This window comes from Corynebacterium sp. UMB2355A (genome assembly GCF_033877495.1).
Taxonomy (GTDB): Bacteria; Actinomycetota; Actinomycetes; order Mycobacteriales; family Mycobacteriaceae; genus Corynebacterium; species Corynebacterium pseudogenitalium.
Genome location: NZ_CP138855.1, coordinates 1,449,904 through 1,464,877 on the forward strand (window position 1 = coordinate 1,449,904; position 14,974 = coordinate 1,464,877).

Below are 14,974 nucleotides of genomic sequence, written 5' to 3' on the forward strand. Positions count from 1 at the left end.
GCATACTCTACTTCTCAGGCGTGGCGGCATTGCGAACCACCACGACAAACGGACCAATCTGCTTCGCGTCCCACGTCTCGCGGGGGAACGCCTTCGGGTTAAAGAACAGGCCTTCGTAGCGCACGTTCGGCTCGCTCGGGAAGATGTTGTGGCCGATGTGCGTCTTCCACGCCGCATCCCGGTTCTCGGTGGCGTCGGCGCGCGGGTCATCGCTCATGGTTCCGCGGAAAATGAATGCCTGCGGCGCCGTCCACTTCGCCTCCTGCATCGCTGCGTCGAGTTCCTCGGGGGCGTCGAAGGAGAGCTTCGCCCACTGCGAAAGTGCCTCGTTGCGCAGGTGGAACTCCCCAAGCGGGTTAGCGTAATGGCTGGTGAACGCGTTGAAGCCGTGGTAGGGCTTGAACGCCATGAAGTTGATCTCATCCGTGTACACCACGGTCTCCCCAGGGGTGTGGCCGTGCGACTGGATGAACTCGTCGATCTCGCCGTAGTAGCGGCCCGGGTCCGGCGGGAAGCGGTCGGCGCGCTCGCCGAAGCCGTCCGTATCCGAGTACGCCTGGTCAATGTGTGCCTCGTTGACCGCCGGGATGCGCTGCACGAACGAGAGCGTGCCCGCAGCCACCACGATGATGAGCACCGCGGTGATCACGCGCTGCGTGCGCTCCTTGAAGTGGCCCGGGTAGTAATAATCGACGCCAGCAGTGCGCAAGTCCGCCACTGCGAAGATACCCACGGTGGAAAACAGCAGCATCAGCAGCACCTCGATGCGGAAGCCCAGCAGGGACGTGCCCAGCAGCGACGCAAACATCGAGACGATCACCCAGGTGTAGCAGACCACCACCATCACAGTTAACGACGCCACCTCAGGCACATGCAGGCGCCCAACCATGAAGATCAGGCCCAACACCGACAGCACGCCGATGATGGACAGGGAGAAGAACGGCAGCGGGATCACCGTGCCCTGGGCGGGCAGGAAGTGGTTCGCGGTGTGGCGCACGTCGAAACCGCCGAAGGCCGACTCGTACAGGTACGGCGCCCAACCAATCGCCGCGATGCACAGCGCACCCACCCCGGAAGCCAAAAGGTGCACGACGGGGCCGCGCGCGAACTTGCGGCGGAACCACAACAGCACCGCGATCACCACAACGGTCAGTGCGGCGATCGCAGTAAACAGGGTGTAGAACATGGCGGAAACGCCCAGGTAGAGCGCCAGCACCACCGTGGCCTGCCAGGAGCCCGTCAGTGCCTTATACGCGGTGACAGCGGCCGCGGGGGCGAAGAGGGCGACGATCGCCGCGTAGGGCTCGTCAGGAGTCTCGGTGAGCACAATGCCCGTCGATACGAGCGCGATCAGCGTAGAAACCGGCAGGGAGCCGCACAGCTTCCGCCAAATCGGCACCAGCGCGCACGCCGCGGCAGCCAGCGATACCAGCGCCCACGGCTGGTATACCTCCCAGCCTTCCATGCCCAGCAGGTGCGCGAGGCGCCCGCCGAGCCAGAACCACCCAATCGGGTAGAAGGTAGGCAGGTCCAGGTAGTTCATGTCCTGGTTGGTGGCCACCTCGGTCATCCGGCTCAAGAACTGGGTACGGAACCCCTGATCCACCTGGATGCCGTCCAGCCACAGGCGTGTCGACGCCAGCGGGATCCCCAGCGCCGTAATCACCAGACCAGCCGGGGCCAGCCCGCAGACAGCCTGGCACAGCACGCGCACCGGCCGCGACAGGCGCTTCCGCACCCACGCCCAGCACGCCAACGCCGCGCACAGAATCACAACGAAAGAGCCGCCCGTGGATAGAGCGCGCGTCACCATCGAGGTATTAAACGCAGGCAGCGACGTGGAGTGCAGCACGTACCACACCGCCAACGTCACCACCGCCGCGCTGGCACCGGCCGCAAGCATGCGCAAGACCGCCGACGTCCATGACACAGCGTCAGGCTCGTAGTCGACGGTCTTGAACTCCAGCGTGGGTTGGATGGATGTATCTGTCATGCACTCAGTTTGGCACATCGCAGCGCATCCACCACGTTCCCCGCCGGGAATTAGAAGTTGAGCTTGCGCATAATCCCTGCCGGGATGTGCTGCAGCACCAAGGAAATCGGGCCGAACAGCTTGTGCACAAACACGCTTGGCTCGCCCTTCAACGCAGCCTCAACGGCAGTCTGCGCCACCTCCTCCTTATCGACGGTCAGCGGAGCCTCCTCCAACCCATCCGTCATCTTGGTACGTACCTGGCCTGGGCGAACCACAGTCACCTTCACGCCGGAGTCACGAAGCGCCTCACCCAACTGGAGGTAGAAGGCATCCATGCCAGACTTCGACGCGCCGTACACAAAGTTGGAGCGACGCACGCGCTGGCCCGCAACGGAGCTCATCGCGATGATGGTGCCGTGGCCCTGGCGCTTCATCTCCTGGCCCAACAGCACGCCGATGGACACGAACGCGGTGTAGTTCACCTGCGCCGACTCCACGGCTGCCGCCTGGTCCTGCCACAGCTGCTCCTGGTCACCCAGGGTGCCGAAGGCAACCACGGCGACGTCAACATCGCCACCGGAGAACGCCTGCTTGATCACGTCCGGGTGAGACGCGAAATCGGTCGCGTCGAAGTCCAGGACCTCAACGGAGCCTGCACCTGCGTTGGTGACCTCAGCAACGGCGGCGTCGATACGCGGGGAGCTCTTGCGAGCCGCGAGGGTGACATTCGGATTGCCGCCGCGGGTGACGAACTCGCGCACGATGGCGAGGCCGATGTCCGAGGTGCCACCCACGAGCAGAATGTTTTGCGCTTGGCCTACTGCATTCAACATGTGAAAAATCTCCTTCAGTTCATTCAGCTAGTTCAGCTCGAGGCGGCGGGACATGTCGGAAGCGAAGACGCCGGTCGGGTCAATCTCGCGGCGGGTCTTCAGCCAGCCCTCCAGACCTGGGTACATCTTGTGGAACTTCTCCGCCGACGTACGGGACTCCTTCGCCAGGTAGAGACGGCCGCCGAACTCCATCACCTGGTCGTCCAGGCGGTCCAGGAACTCGTTGAGGCCCGGGCGGATCGGGAAGTCCACGCAGACGTTCCAGCCCTTCATCGGGTAGGACAGCGGCGCGCGGTTGCCCTCGCCGAACAGCTTGAACACGTTCAGCGCCGTGTAGTGGCCGGAGGACTGGATCTGGTAGATGATGTCCTTGAACGGCTCCACAGCGGTCGTCGGCACCACGAACTGGTACTGCAGGAAGCCCGCGCTGCCGTAGCCGCGGTTCCACTCACCGATCAAGTCGAGCGGCTGGTAGAACTGCGTCAGGTTCTTGATGTCGTTCTTGCTCGGGGCGCCCATCATGTAATAGGCCTCGCCGATGGCGGACAGCGTCAGCTTGTTCATGGTCCAGGACGGGAAGATGTCCGGCACCGTCATCAGCTGAGGCGCCTTGAAACGCAGCGGATCCTTCGCCAGCTTCGGAGCGTACTCCTCCAGCTGAGCCAGCGTCGCCAGCGAGCCACGGGAGATGGTGGAACGGCCCGTCTTCGGCGGCGCGGAGATGGCGTCGAACCACGCGGAGGAGTAGGTGTAGTTGACCTCGGAACCATCCGAGTGCAGCGCGATCGTCTCATCCAGCGTGCTGGTGCGATCCGTGTCAGACAGGAAGTACGCGGTCTCCGTTTTGGTCATCTGGATGCGTGCGCGCAGGATGATGCCGGTCAGGCCCATGCCGCCGACCGTCGCCCAGAACAGCGTGCCGTCCGGGTCGTCCGCGCTGCCTTCCGGCTCGAGGTGCAGGACGCGGCCGTCCGCCACCAGCAGCTCCATGGAGACCACGTGGTCGCCGAAGGAACCAGCGGAGTGGTGGTTCTTACCGTGGATGTCCGGACCGATCGCGCCACCGATGGTGACCTGGCGGGTGCCCGGCAGGACCGGAACCCACAGGCCGTACGGCAGGGCCGCCTTCATCAGCTGGTCCAGGTTGACGCCCGAGTCCACGTCGACGATGCCGGTCTCCGGATCAATCGAGTGGATCTTGTTCAGCTCGTTGATGTCGATGACCAGGCCGCCACCGTTCTGTGCTGGGTCGCCGTAGGAGCGGCCCAGACCACGGGCGATGACGCCGCGGCGAGCGTGCTCAGGCAGGCTCTCGTTATCCTGCGCGACCTGTGCGACGGCTTGCTTGATGACCTCCACGTCAGGCGTGGACAGCACATGCGCAGTCGACGGAGCCGTGCGGCCCCAGCCGTAGAGTGACTTAAGATTGGTGTGTAGTTCCATCTCTTTCGCTTCTTCTTGTCGTCGTTGCTTCGCCGAAGTGCGAAGACATTCGGTTCGAGTCTAAATGATGTAAGTCGAAAAACCTATAAAAACATCAAACTAAAGGTCCATAAGCTCCCTGATTTCTGCAGGAAGCTCCTCCTGCGACGTAATTTCCGGCTTCCCCGCAGCCTTATGCTCCCGCAGTAGCTCATAGATGCGCCCACGCGACATCGAATCCACAAACGGCAGCTCCTCCGCGAACAGCCTCACCATGTAATCGGACAGCGGCACCTCGACGCGCTGCGCCGCCTCATGAATCTCCTCATGCTTAGTCATGCTTTTCACCCTACTAGTAGCATTGGACACCATGACTGACACGATTCAATCACTTGTCGACGAGCCCACCATCGACTACAACGCCCTCGACGACACCTTCGGTGGCCAGTGCATCCAAGCCGCCTACATCCTCGCCGCCGCCTCCGTCCCCGACTTCACCACGCGCAAAGCGCTGGCCTGGACCCTCCTCGGCGCCGCCAACCTCGCCACCATCGCCGCCTTCAACGCCTTCGACGAGGACCCACGCAACGACCTCACCGCCGTCCTCGAATCCGAACAAGGCGAAGCCGAATCCATCGCCACCACCTGGTTCACCATCGGCGGCATCGCCGTGGCCGCCGTCGGCGCCTTCGCCGCCGGAGTGCAGGCGCAAAAGAAACTGGCAGGCTGGCTGGGCCGAAGGGGCGTCGCAAAGCCCAACGTGGCGATCGGCACCGTCGCAGCCCTCGCATACCTCGGGGCGAAACAACTGTGAGCGCAATGAAGCAGCAGGTGCTGCCATTCCTCATCATCGGCATCGGCTGCGCCGTCATCGACTTCGGCATCACCAACACCCTCGACCAAGCCCTCGACGTCCAACGCGATCTTGCCAAGGCCGTGGGCTGGGTCTTCGGGACCATCTCCGCCTACGTGCTGAACTCCAAGTTCGCCTTCAACGCCAAAATCGACGCCAAAAAAGCCAGCGCCGTGTTCATCCTCTACGCCACCACCTTCGCGGTGCAGATGTTGCTGTGGAGGGTGACGGACGAGCCGTTGTCGTCGCTAGGCTTGCAAGATTCGTGGAAGAACGCCGTGTCCTTCGTCATCGCCCAAGGCGTTGCCACCGTGACCAACTTCGTCCTCCAAAGCAAAGTCATCTTTAAGGACGCCTAAAGTCCTCCCGCGCCCCCATCCGCAGCAGACGCAGCCACTGCAGGAAGCCCTTCGGATCCTTCCGCTCCACCAGGAAGAACCACCCGAAGCGCACCACTTCCTGCAGCTTCATCTTCTTCATACCCTGCTGATTAATGATGTAGCCGCGATTCCTATACGTGAAATACCTTTTCGACTCATTATCCGGCCACTGCGCATGCGCCCTGCCACCCATAATCGGGTGGAACTCGCCCGACCCATCCGGGTGCAAATACTTCGTGGTCAGCGCCGTGCCATACCGCAGCCCCGACTGCGACAAACGCCGGTGATACTCCACCTCATCACCCCGAATGAACAGGCGATAATCCGGCACACCAATCCGCTCCATCGCCTCCGCCGAGATCAACGCCCCATTAAATAAGGACGCATAATCGGGCAAGAACGACCCCTCCAACTCAGCCGTCGTCCGCTTCCACTCCAAGCCCTGGCGCAGGGGAAACGCCAACTTCGCCGGATCCCCAATATTCGCCACGACCGGGCTCACCTCATGCAGCCGGTGCTGCTCCGCCACGCGATACAGCTCCTCCAACACGCCGTGGTCCGCCGGGCGGCCATCGTCGTCCGCGCACCAAATCGCGTCCGCCCCCAACGCCAGCGCCGTCAAAAAGCCATACGCGAAACCGCCAGCACCACCCAAGTTCGTCTTCGACGGCAAATACACCGCCCGATCCCCAGCCAACTCCTGCAGCAGTTCCTGAACAGCCTGCTCAGAGCCGTTATCCACCACGATCACCCACTGCACCGGGTGCGTCTGGTTCACCACCTGTTCCAGGGAATGCCGCAGCATCTCGACACGCTTATGCGTCACAATCACCGCCGCCGTCGAACCACTACTTTTCAGGTGTGCCGTTCCAGTTCCAGTCATGCCTCATATTGTGCACCATCGGCGGGGCGGGGTGGGGGTTCGCGGGGGTTTTGCGCGGTTTTCGTTCCGGTCGAGGTGTACAAGGAGTGCGACGCTGGTCGCCAGAAATCGGCCGGGCTGGGTGAAAATGCGCGACCTGCACCGCTCGGTTTTAACCTTGGAGGGGAAACGGGAGGGCAGGCCGCCAAACGGTCGTTCGAAAACCGGCAAAAACTGCAAAGTGTAGTAGGTGGATTGTAGTAATCCTCGAAAATGATTGCGAAAAGGGGATTACTACAATCCTGTTACTCCCATTTGGGTTTCAGAGGAGCTCTGGCCAGCGAAAACCGACCGAAACCAGCGCCCACCCAGCCCGGCGCCTACTCCGCCTGGAACCGCGTGACCAGGTCGTCGACGTACTGGCCGGCTTCGGGCCCTTCGTAGGCGCCCACGACCTCGGAGACCAGGCCGGCTTTCCTGATTTCGCCTTTGTCCACCCACAGGGCGGTGTTGCACAACTGTGCCAGGAAGTCGTTGGAGTGGGAGGCGAAGACGAGGATGCCGGAGCGCTCGACGAGTTCGGCCAACCGGACGCGGGCTTTGGCCATGAAGGCGGAGTCAACGGCGCCGATGCCTTCGTCGAGGAGCAGGATTTCGGGTTCGATGGAGGTGACTACGCCCAGGGCTAGGCGAACGCGCATGCCGGTGGAGTAGGTGCGCAGGGGCATGGAGAGGTAGTCGCCGAGTTCGGAGAATTCGGCGATTTCGTCCATCTTGGCTTTCATCTGTTTGCGGGTCTGGCCGAGGAAGAGGCCGCGGATGATGATGTTTTCGTAGCCGGAAATCTCAGGGTCCATGCCGACGCCGAGGTCGAAGACGGGGGCGACGCGGCCGCGGACGTCGGCGACGCCGCGGGTTGGTTCGTAGATGCCGGAGAGCAAGCGTAGCAACGTGGATTTGCCGGCGCCGTTGTGGCCGACCAGTCCCACGCGGTCGCCTTCGCGCAGGTGGAGGTTGATGTCTTTGAGTGCTTCGACGACCACGGTGTTGGAAGCATTTTTGCCAATCTTGCCTCCGGCGGAGGACATGACTGCCTTTTTGAGTGAGCGGGATTTGGCGTCGAAAATTGGGAAGTCGACGCAGGCGTTGTAGGTGTCGATGGAAACCATGTGTGACTTCTTCTCCTTAGACCCAGTACGGCACGCGGAAGCGCATCTGGCGCATAGCGAGCAGGGCGAGCAGCAGGCCGATGATGGTGCAGACGCCGACGACGATCCAGTGGTAGCCGGCGAGTTCTTGGCCGATCATGGGGGCGCGCACGATCTCGAGGTAGTGGTAGAGGGGGTTGATTTCGGCGAGCATGGCTCGCTTGGCGACGTCGCCGCCTTGCACCTTGAGTGTGTGGGTGGTCCAGACGATCGGGGTGACGTAGAACAGCAGCTGCACGAGCGCTTCCAGAAGCGGGGCGACGTCGCGGAATCGGGTGGCGATGATGCCGAAGAGCATGGTCACCCACACTCCGTTGACCACGAGGAGCGCCATCGCCGGGATGGCGAGCAGGACTTGCCAGCCGAGGTGAATGCGGAACGCGAGGACCAGGATCACCCAGATGACCAGGTTGTGCGCCAGGAAGAGGAGTTGGCGCCACACGAGTCGGTATACGTGGACCGACAGCGCCGACGGCAGCTGTTTGATCAGACCTTCGTTTTCGATGAAGACCTCCGCGCCGTCTTTGATGCAGCCGGAGATGAATCCCCAGATGATGAAGCCGACGGTGACGTGTGGGAGGAATTCGCGCACGCTGATTTGGAACAGCATGGAGTAGAGGAGGCCGAGGGCGAGCGCCATCACGCCGGTGGCGATGGTGATCCAGAGCGGTCCGAGGGTGGAGCGTCGGTAGCGCTGTTTGATGTCCTGCCAGCCTAGTTGGAGCCAGAGTTCGTGCTGGCCCCATCCGCGGATGAGGTCGCGGAATGCCAGCTTCAGTGTTTTCGACTGTGATTTCGGAGCGTCGTCGTGGTGTGGCTCGGAGGTCATCCTGGCGACGTCGTTTCGGAGCTGGTTTGTATTGTGCACGGTTCATACCCTAGCTTGCGTGTGCGTTGAGCGGTGTTTTGGCAGCATGCTGCGGGTGGGGTGCGCTGCGGTGTTCGGGCGTGCATAATGATTGGAAGTGTTGCCTGGAGGAGGTCGTGGTGTCGTTGCAGTCGTATGACGTTGCTAGTGTGCGTGGGCTGTACACCTCTCTTTCTGACGGCTGGACCTATATGAATGCGCACGACTGCCCGCAGATTCCGGAGCGGGTGTCGGCGGCGGTTGCGCGTTCCTTCCGTATGTCGACGGCGGTTGCACGCCCGGAGCCGCGGGTCGGCTCGCATGCTCGCCCGACTGTCGGTGTGCCCGAGGGGCAAAGTTTTCTTTTCGACGCCCGCTCCGCCATCGCCGACCTGTGCAACGTTTCGCCCGAGCGTGTGGTGTTGGGGCCGTCGCTCCCGGTGTTGTATTCGGCGTTGGTGTTGGCGATGCGCCCGCTGTTTCGGCACCGTTCGTCGGTGGTGGTGTGCAATGCGGATCGCCCGGTGTTGACGGACGCGTTGGCGCGCTGCGCGGAGGATGCGCAGCTGCGTTGGGCACAGACGGATCTAGCGACTGGCGATGTGCCTGCCTGGCAGTTCGGCGAGCTGGTCGACGGCTCGACGCGCCTGGTGGCGGTCCCGGCTGCGCATGAGGTGCTGGGGTCTGTGGTCCGCGTGGCGGACATTGCGGACACGGTGCGGGATCGTTCCCGCGCGTGGGTGCTCGCGGACGTCTCGGCGTACGCGCCGTATTACCTGATGGACTTCGATAGCTTCGGCGCGGACATTTTGGGCATTGACGTCGCGGAGCTCGGCGGGCCGCAGGTGGCGGCGCTGGTGTTCCGGGATGAGGCGATGTTCGGCAGGCTGGATATGTCGGCGTTGCAGCTCGACGTATCGACGGGCCTCGCCGGCGGGGTGTCCGCCATCGTCGACCACTACGCGCGCCTGGTGGAGGAGCCGGGGCGCCGCAAGACCCGCCGCAACCGGCTGGAGTTCTCGATGGGGCTGACGCAGCGCTACATGCGCGGCCTGCGCGACGACCTGCACACCTTCCTGGGCACGTTGCCGTCGGTGCACATCGTGGGTGTGTCCGGCGAGGCCGCTGAGGGCTCGCGCATGGAGCACACCCCGCGCCTGGTCTTCGGCGTGCACGGCGTGCCGGCAGAGACGGTGCACCAGCGGCTGTTCGCCAATGGCATCGTATCGACGCCCGCCCCGACCACACCGCTACTGCAGGACATGGGCGTCACCGAGATGGGCGGCGCGGTCGCCGTCGGGCTCGGTCCTTTCAATACGGAAGTGGACATCGAGCAGCTGATCCGCACCGTGGCCTCCCTGGCCTAAGCGGTTTCGACCTCTAGGACGACCTTGCCGGTGTGCTCGCCGGAGTTGAGGTAGGAGTGGGCGCAGCGGGCGTCGATAAGCGGGAAGGTCCGGGAGATGTTCGGTGTGATGTGGCCTGCTTCAATGAGTGGCCACACGTGCTCCACCGTGCTTGCCACGATCGCTGCTTTCATTGGGCGCGGGCGGGCGCGCAGCGTGGTCGCGTGGACGGATTGGCGGCGCGTGAGCATGCGGCCCAGGCTCAGCGTGCCCTTCGGCCCACCCTGCAGCCCAATGACGACGAGCCTGCCGTCCACCGCCAGCGACTTGATGTTGGCCTCCAGGTAGGAGCCGCCGATGACGTCCAGGATGATGTCCGCCCAGCTCGCGAGCTCCTCCTCGAAGCGCTGCTCCTTGTAATTGATGAGCTTGTCCGCGCCGAGCTGCCTGCAGTACTCGAGCTTCTCGGCGCTCCCCGCGGTCACGGCGACTTCGCAGCCCATAGCCTTGCACAGCTGGATGGCGAAGGAACCGATGCCGCCCGCCCCGCCGTGGATGAGCACCTTGTCCCCGGACTGCAACCCGGCGACCATCCCCAGGTTCGACCACACCGTGGCGGCCGCCTCCACAACGCCGGCGGTCTCCGTGAGAGTGAGGTTGGTCGGCTTCGGCGTCAGCTGGCCCTCCGGCACCGCCACGTACTCGGCGTAGCCGCCGCCTGCCAGCAGGCAGCCGACCTCTTCACCTTGTCGGCGGCTGGTCGTGCCCGGATCGGCGATGGTGCCCGCGCACTCCAGCCCCATAATTTCCGACTCGCCCTTCGGCGGCGGGTACATCCCCTTCGCCTGCATCAGGTCCCCGCGATTCACGCCAGCGGCGTGCACCTTCACCAGTACTTCGCCCTCCTTCAGCTCGGGGAGGGGGACGGTTGTCAGTTCGAGAGCCTGCGGGTCCGAGGTATCAGTCTGGACGATGGCCTGCATAGTCTTCGTGTTCTGTGTGCTCATACCGCGCCAGCGTACTGAATTTTCGCGTTCGGCAAGGCGGTGCTGTAGAATCACGCAACATTGGAGACGTGGCAGAGCGGCCGAATGCACTGGTCTTGAAAACCAGCGAGGGTCACACCTCCAGGGGTTCAAATCCCCTCGTCTCCGCACGTGAAGGCCCCTTACCGGTTGGTGAGGGGCCTTCGTTTTGTTCCCCGTTCGTGGTGTGTGTACTATGGGCGAAGGTCTGGAGACGTGCCAGAGCGGCCGAATGGGGCTCCCTGCTAAGGAGTTGCCCTCTTTGCGGAGGGCCGCAGGTTCAAATCCTGTCGTCTCCGCCACGCGCCCGTGGCTCAACGGATAGAGCATCTGACTACGGATCAGAAGGTTGGGGGTTCGAATCCCTCCGGGCGCACCAAATAAAACCCCAGTCCACCGCGTGTGGGCTGGGGTTGTTGTGTTGCTTGTGCCAGTGTCTCAGTGCCAATGGACGCAACCATTATTGCCTAGCCCTTTCGTGACCTGCTTATATGTCCGGGCCGATTTTTCGAATTGCGTCCCTTGGCACTCAATCGGCTGGGAGGGACACCAAATTCCCTCCCAGCCCATCAGCGAACTGGGAAAACGCCGAGCGCCGTCGCGCGAATTGGCGAATCTGGTGCGCGCGCATATGCGGGCCGGTAGCGTCGTGCGTACACACACGCACCGAAAGGAATCGCACTATGCAACTGATGACACTTCGCCAACCAGGCGGAACCACGACCGCCGCGCGCCGCACCGGGGAAACGACCGCAGTCAAGCTCGGCTTTCAAGATGTCGGCGAGCTCCTCGCCCAAGAAAACTGGCAGGACCTTGCCGCGGCAGACGGGGAGCAGGTCACCTTCCAGGACAAGGATCTCGCGCCAGTTGTGCCTCGCCCGGGCAAGGTCATTTGTGTCGGTCTGAACTACGCGAACCACATCAAGGAAATGGGTCGTGAGCTGCCGAAAGTCCCGACGCTGTTCATTAAGTTTGCTGACGCCCTCACCGGCCCCTACGACGATGTGAACGTTCCCGAATGGGCCAGGGGAGCCCTGGATTGGGAGGGGGAGTTGGCGGTTGTGATTGGGAAGAGGGCGCGTCGAGTAGTAGAGGCGGACGCGGCTGATTACATCGCGGGCTACGCGGTGGCCAATGATTACACGATGCGCGACTACCAGTACTCCACCCTGCAGTGGCACCAGGGCAAGTCCCTGGAGAAGTCGGCGGGGTTCGGGCCGTGGCTGACCACTCGCGACGAGTGGGCGGGTGCGGGGCAGCTCACGACGCGCCTCAACGGCGAGGTGGTGCAGAACGATTCGACGTCTGACCTGGTGTTTACACCGGAGTTTCTGATTGAGTACATTTCGCACATTTACCCGCTGAACCCCGGCGACACCATCTTGACTGGTACGCCGGGCGGGGTTGGGCATGCGCGCGACCCGAAGCGTTATGTGGGCGACGGGGACGTCGTCACGATTGAGGTTGAGGGGTTGGGGCGCATTTCGAACCAGACAGTGTTCGAGTAGCGCCCGGCGCCCTTACTTCGCTGGGGTGGTGGGGACGACTGGCGCGGTGGTGGTCACTGAGCCGGTCGGCTGCTGGCCCTGGTTGCCGGAGCTGCCGACGGTGATGTCGATGTCCTTGACGTTCGGGATGCAGCTGCGCAGGCCGGCGATCGCCAGCAGGGTCACCACGACGCCGACCAGGCCGCCGCCGACCGCAGTCAGCGTGTTTGCGTCGACGTTGAGGGAGCGGGCGGTGTCGCGGAGTGCGCGGTCAATCGAGTTCTTATCGACGCCCGCAGCCTGAATGCCGAGCTGGTTCGACAGTGCAACCGGGATTGCGGCCAGCAGCGGAAGGCCGAGGCCGACCAGGGTCGCGATGCAGCGTGGGTCGGAGATGCCGCCCTCGGCGCCGACGCGCGCGTTCAGGTTCGAGGAGCCGCCATTGCCAGCGCCCTGGCCTTCGCCGCCCTGGCCGCCGCCCTTGGAGGAGCCGCCGCCGGAGCTGAGCGGGATGCCCTGCACGTTCGGGTTCGCGTTATCGGAGACCTTGATGTCTGGGTTGCCGTTGTTGTTGCCGTTGTTCGAAACGTTTACGGTTGGGTTCGCGTTCCCCGTGACCACGACGGTCGCCTTAGCGTTGTCGGAGACCTTGATGTCTGGGTTGCCGTTGTTGTTGCCGTTGTCCGAAACGTTGACGGTCGGGTTCGCGTTGTTGGTCACAACAACGTTCGGGTTGCCGTTGTTCGACGCGTTGTCCGAAACGTTGACGGTCGGGTTCGCGTTGTTGGTCACAACAACGGACGCCTTCGCATTATCCGAGATCTTGATGTCCGGGTTGCCGTTGTTGGACGCGTTGTTGTTCGCGTTATCGGTGATGTTGACCGTCGGGTTCGCGTTGTTGGTCACAACAACGTTTGGGTTGCCGTTGTTGTTGCCGTTGTCGGAAATGTTTACGGTCGGGTTGGCGTTGCCCGTGATGGTGACGTTGCCGTTGTCGTGGACCTTGGCGTTATCCGTGACAACGACGCTGACCTGCGGGTTACCGTTGTTGGAACCGTTGTCGGAGATGTTGACCGTCGGGTTCGCGTTGCCGGTGACTGTGACATGGCCGTTGTTGTTGCCGTTGTTTTCGATGCGGATCGCGCCGTCTTCAACCTTGACGATGCCCTCGAGCGCGCCCTTCAGGCTGCCGAGCAGCCCGCCGCCCGAGCCGCCCTTGCCGTCCTCACCAGAGCCGCCGGAGCCGCCACCGATGAGGCCGCCGAGCAAGTTACCGATAGCGCCACCGATGCCGCCGGTGCCGCCGCCGATCAGACCGCCCAGGATCGGGCCGAGGACGCCACCGATACCCTTCGCGATTTCCCCGCCAGTGGTCTGCGGGTTGGTGGCGTTGATGCGGATGGTGCGCTCGACGGTGGAGGTGCCGTCGCTAATTTTGACTGGCAGGTCGAACACGCCCGGGGTGAAGGTGGCAGGTGCGTTGACCTGTACTTCACCGTTGAGGTTGGTGAAGGACCAGAGCGGGTACTTCGCGCCGCTGCGCTCAATCGTGACGTTCTCCGGCAGGGTGAGGCCCGGAACCGGCTTCACGCGCTGCTTCTCGAAGTCGACTGAGTAGATCTTGCTGAAGTCCGGCAGGTCGCCTTCCCACTCGGCGGGAGGCATGGTGTCGGTGAGCTTGACCTTCAGGGTGCCGGAGTACGGCTCGCCTTCCTTCGGCGTGATGGTGACCGGAATATCCGCGCTACCAGCCTTGATGGCGTTGTTGAAGGTGATCCTGTTCCACGGCTTCCCGATGGTCAGGTTGCCCTCCGCATCGACGGTCACCGGCCAGCGCGTGGTGCTATCCCAGTAGGTCGACGCGATCTTGTCGCCGGGCTCGAGCTTGGCGTCCGGCACGGGCACGGTTTCTTTGTTCCAGAAGTTCTCGGCCTCGTAGGTCTTGTCGAAGTCAAACTTCGGCGCCTCAGGGGCTGGGGCTTCCTCGCTTGTCGACGGCCCCTCCGACTCGGCTGGTGCTTCCGGTTCGGAAGACTCGGCTGGTGTCTCCGGTTCGGAGGACTCAGACGGTGCCCCGGACTCAGCCGTGGTGGTTTCCGGCGTGGTGGTTTCTGCCGAGGTCGTCTCCGGCGTGGTGGTCTCCTCCGCTGGCTTCTCATCCTTGACGGTGATCTTCAGCGTGGCCTCGTAGGGCTCGCCGGAGGTTGGGTTGACCTTGATCGGGATCTCGACGGTCTTTCCGACCTTGCTGCTGAACGCCAAGCCGTCGCTCGGGCGCCCGACGGTCAGGACGCCGAGGTCGTCGACGGTGACTTTCCAGCGGTACGTGCCGATCGTCGTCCAGCTGTAATAGGTCTCTACCTTGTCGCCAGGGTTTAGGGCGAGGTCTTTGAGCTGGCGCGTTTTGGCGTCCCAGAAGTTGACCTCTTCGGGCGTGTCGAAGTCGGATGCCTGCGTCGCCACTGTCTGGGCGTGGGCTGCGGGGAGGTCGGACGTCGAGACGCTGACGAATGGGGCGACCAGCGCGATCGAAAGCGCACCGGCGGCGATAGAGATGCGCTTTGTGCGCGTGCTGTATGCCATAAACTTGTCCTTTGCTCAAGAGCGGAAACGCTGCACTGGACCTGCAGCACAGGTATGTCACAGATTGATATCGTTTCTGTCCAGTAAAACTTAACATTCTCACCCCCGCCCAAGGCGAGGAACGTAAAGGGATAGGCAAAACATGCAGGTAGT

At 63.0% G+C, this 14,974-nt stretch carries 13 protein-coding genes and 3 tRNA genes; 7 read left to right on the forward strand and 9 right to left on the reverse strand.

Annotation, left to right across the window (positions count from 1 at the left end):
* Positions 1 to 7: 7 nt before the first annotated feature.
* From R0V12_RS06745 to R0V12_RS06760, 4 genes are all read right to left on the reverse strand, one after another.
* On the reverse strand, positions 8 to 1,993 hold the full coding sequence (locus R0V12_RS06745; RefSeq protein WP_256060402.1) for a galactan 5-O-arabinofuranosyltransferase: 1,986 nt from the start codon (positions 1,991 to 1,993) through the stop codon (positions 8 to 10).
* 50 nt (positions 1,994 to 2,043) lie between these two features.
* Positions 2,044 to 2,808 carry a decaprenylphospho-beta-D-erythro-pentofuranosid-2-ulose 2-reductase gene (locus tag R0V12_RS06750; protein WP_320072358.1) on the reverse strand — a complete coding sequence of 255 codons (765 nt, stop codon included), beginning with the start codon at positions 2,806 to 2,808 and terminating at the stop codon, positions 2,044 to 2,046.
* A gap of 27 nt (positions 2,809 to 2,835) precedes the next feature.
* Positions 2,836 to 4,251, reverse strand: a complete 1,416-nt coding sequence (locus R0V12_RS06755) for a decaprenylphosphoryl-beta-D-ribose oxidase (RefSeq protein WP_070363300.1) — start codon at positions 4,249 to 4,251, stop codon at positions 2,836 to 2,838.
* Positions 4,252 to 4,350: 99 nt separating this feature from the next.
* Entirely contained in the window at positions 4,351 to 4,569 is a 219-nt protein-coding gene (locus R0V12_RS06760) for a hypothetical protein (RefSeq protein ID WP_070363299.1), read from the reverse strand.
* 31 nt (positions 4,570 to 4,600) lie between these two features.
* Here R0V12_RS06760 and R0V12_RS06765 point away from each other — a divergent pair, with 31 nt between their 5' ends.
* Together R0V12_RS06765 and R0V12_RS06770 are read left to right on the forward strand one after the other, a co-directional pair.
* Complete coding sequence (locus R0V12_RS06765; RefSeq protein ID WP_070363624.1) at positions 4,601 to 5,044, forward strand: hypothetical protein; 444 nt, start codon at positions 4,601 to 4,603, stop codon at positions 5,042 to 5,044.
* 5 nt (positions 5,045 to 5,049) lie between these two features.
* Positions 5,050 to 5,442, forward strand: a complete 393-nt coding sequence (locus tag R0V12_RS06770) for a GtrA family protein (RefSeq protein WP_070363298.1) — start codon at positions 5,050 to 5,052, stop codon at positions 5,440 to 5,442.
* Here the strand turns inward: R0V12_RS06770 and glfT1 are convergent.
* From glfT1 to wzm, 3 genes are all read right to left on the reverse strand, one after another.
* Positions 5,429 to 6,346, reverse strand: coding sequence for a galactofuranosyltransferase GlfT1 (gene glfT1 / locus R0V12_RS06775; protein WP_256021956.1), 918 nt, complete (start codon positions 6,344 to 6,346; stop codon positions 5,429 to 5,431). The two genes, R0V12_RS06770 and glfT1, sit on opposite strands and share 14 nt — an antisense overlap.
* Positions 6,347 to 6,705: 359 nt before the next feature.
* Entirely contained in the window at positions 6,706 to 7,494 is a 789-nt protein-coding gene (wzt, locus tag R0V12_RS06780; RefSeq protein ID WP_070363296.1) for a galactan export ABC transporter ATP-binding subunit Wzt/RfbE, read from the reverse strand.
* A 16-nt stretch (positions 7,495 to 7,510) separates the two neighbouring features.
* Complete coding sequence (gene wzm / locus R0V12_RS06785; RefSeq protein WP_083290788.1) at positions 7,511 to 8,362, reverse strand: galactan export ABC transporter permease subunit Wzm/RfbD; 852 nt, start codon at positions 8,360 to 8,362, stop codon at positions 7,511 to 7,513.
* A 119-nt stretch (positions 8,363 to 8,481) separates the two neighbouring features.
* Here wzm and R0V12_RS06790 point away from each other — a divergent pair, with 119 nt between their 5' ends.
* The gene (locus R0V12_RS06790; RefSeq protein ID WP_320072359.1) at positions 8,482 to 9,747 is read left to right on the forward strand and encodes an aminotransferase class V-fold PLP-dependent enzyme; all 1,266 of its coding nucleotides are present in this window, start codon (positions 8,482 to 8,484) and stop codon (positions 9,745 to 9,747) included.
* Here R0V12_RS06790 and R0V12_RS06795 read toward each other — a convergent pair.
* Positions 9,744 to 10,733 (reverse strand): NAD(P)H-quinone oxidoreductase, encoded by a 990-nt coding sequence (locus R0V12_RS06795; RefSeq protein ID WP_320072360.1) that lies wholly within the window; start codon positions 10,731 to 10,733, stop codon positions 9,744 to 9,746. The genes R0V12_RS06790 and R0V12_RS06795 overlap by 4 nt on opposite strands.
* Positions 10,734 to 10,795: 62 nt before the next feature.
* On the opposite strand from R0V12_RS06795, the gene R0V12_RS06800 reads away from it, so the two are divergent.
* From R0V12_RS06800 to R0V12_RS06815, 4 genes are all read left to right on the forward strand, one after another.
* A tRNA-Ser gene (locus R0V12_RS06800) sits at positions 10,796 to 10,880 on the forward strand.
* Positions 10,881 to 10,961: 81 nt separating this feature from the next.
* Positions 10,962 to 11,053: transfer RNA gene (locus R0V12_RS06805), tRNA-Ser, on the forward strand.
* 1 nt (position 11,054) lies between these two features.
* Positions 11,055 to 11,130 (forward strand) — tRNA-Arg (locus tag R0V12_RS06810).
* A gap of 304 nt (positions 11,131 to 11,434) precedes the next feature.
* Positions 11,435 to 12,259, forward strand: a complete 825-nt coding sequence (locus R0V12_RS06815) for a fumarylacetoacetate hydrolase family protein (protein ID WP_070363294.1) — start codon at positions 11,435 to 11,437, stop codon at positions 12,257 to 12,259.
* A gap of 12 nt (positions 12,260 to 12,271) precedes the next feature.
* Here R0V12_RS06815 and R0V12_RS06820 read toward each other — a convergent pair whose 3' ends face one another.
* The gene (locus R0V12_RS06820; RefSeq protein ID WP_320072361.1) at positions 12,272 to 14,821 is read right to left on the reverse strand and encodes a hypothetical protein; all 2,550 of its coding nucleotides are present in this window, start codon (positions 14,819 to 14,821) and stop codon (positions 12,272 to 12,274) included.
* Positions 14,822 to 14,974: the final 153 nt, after the last annotated feature.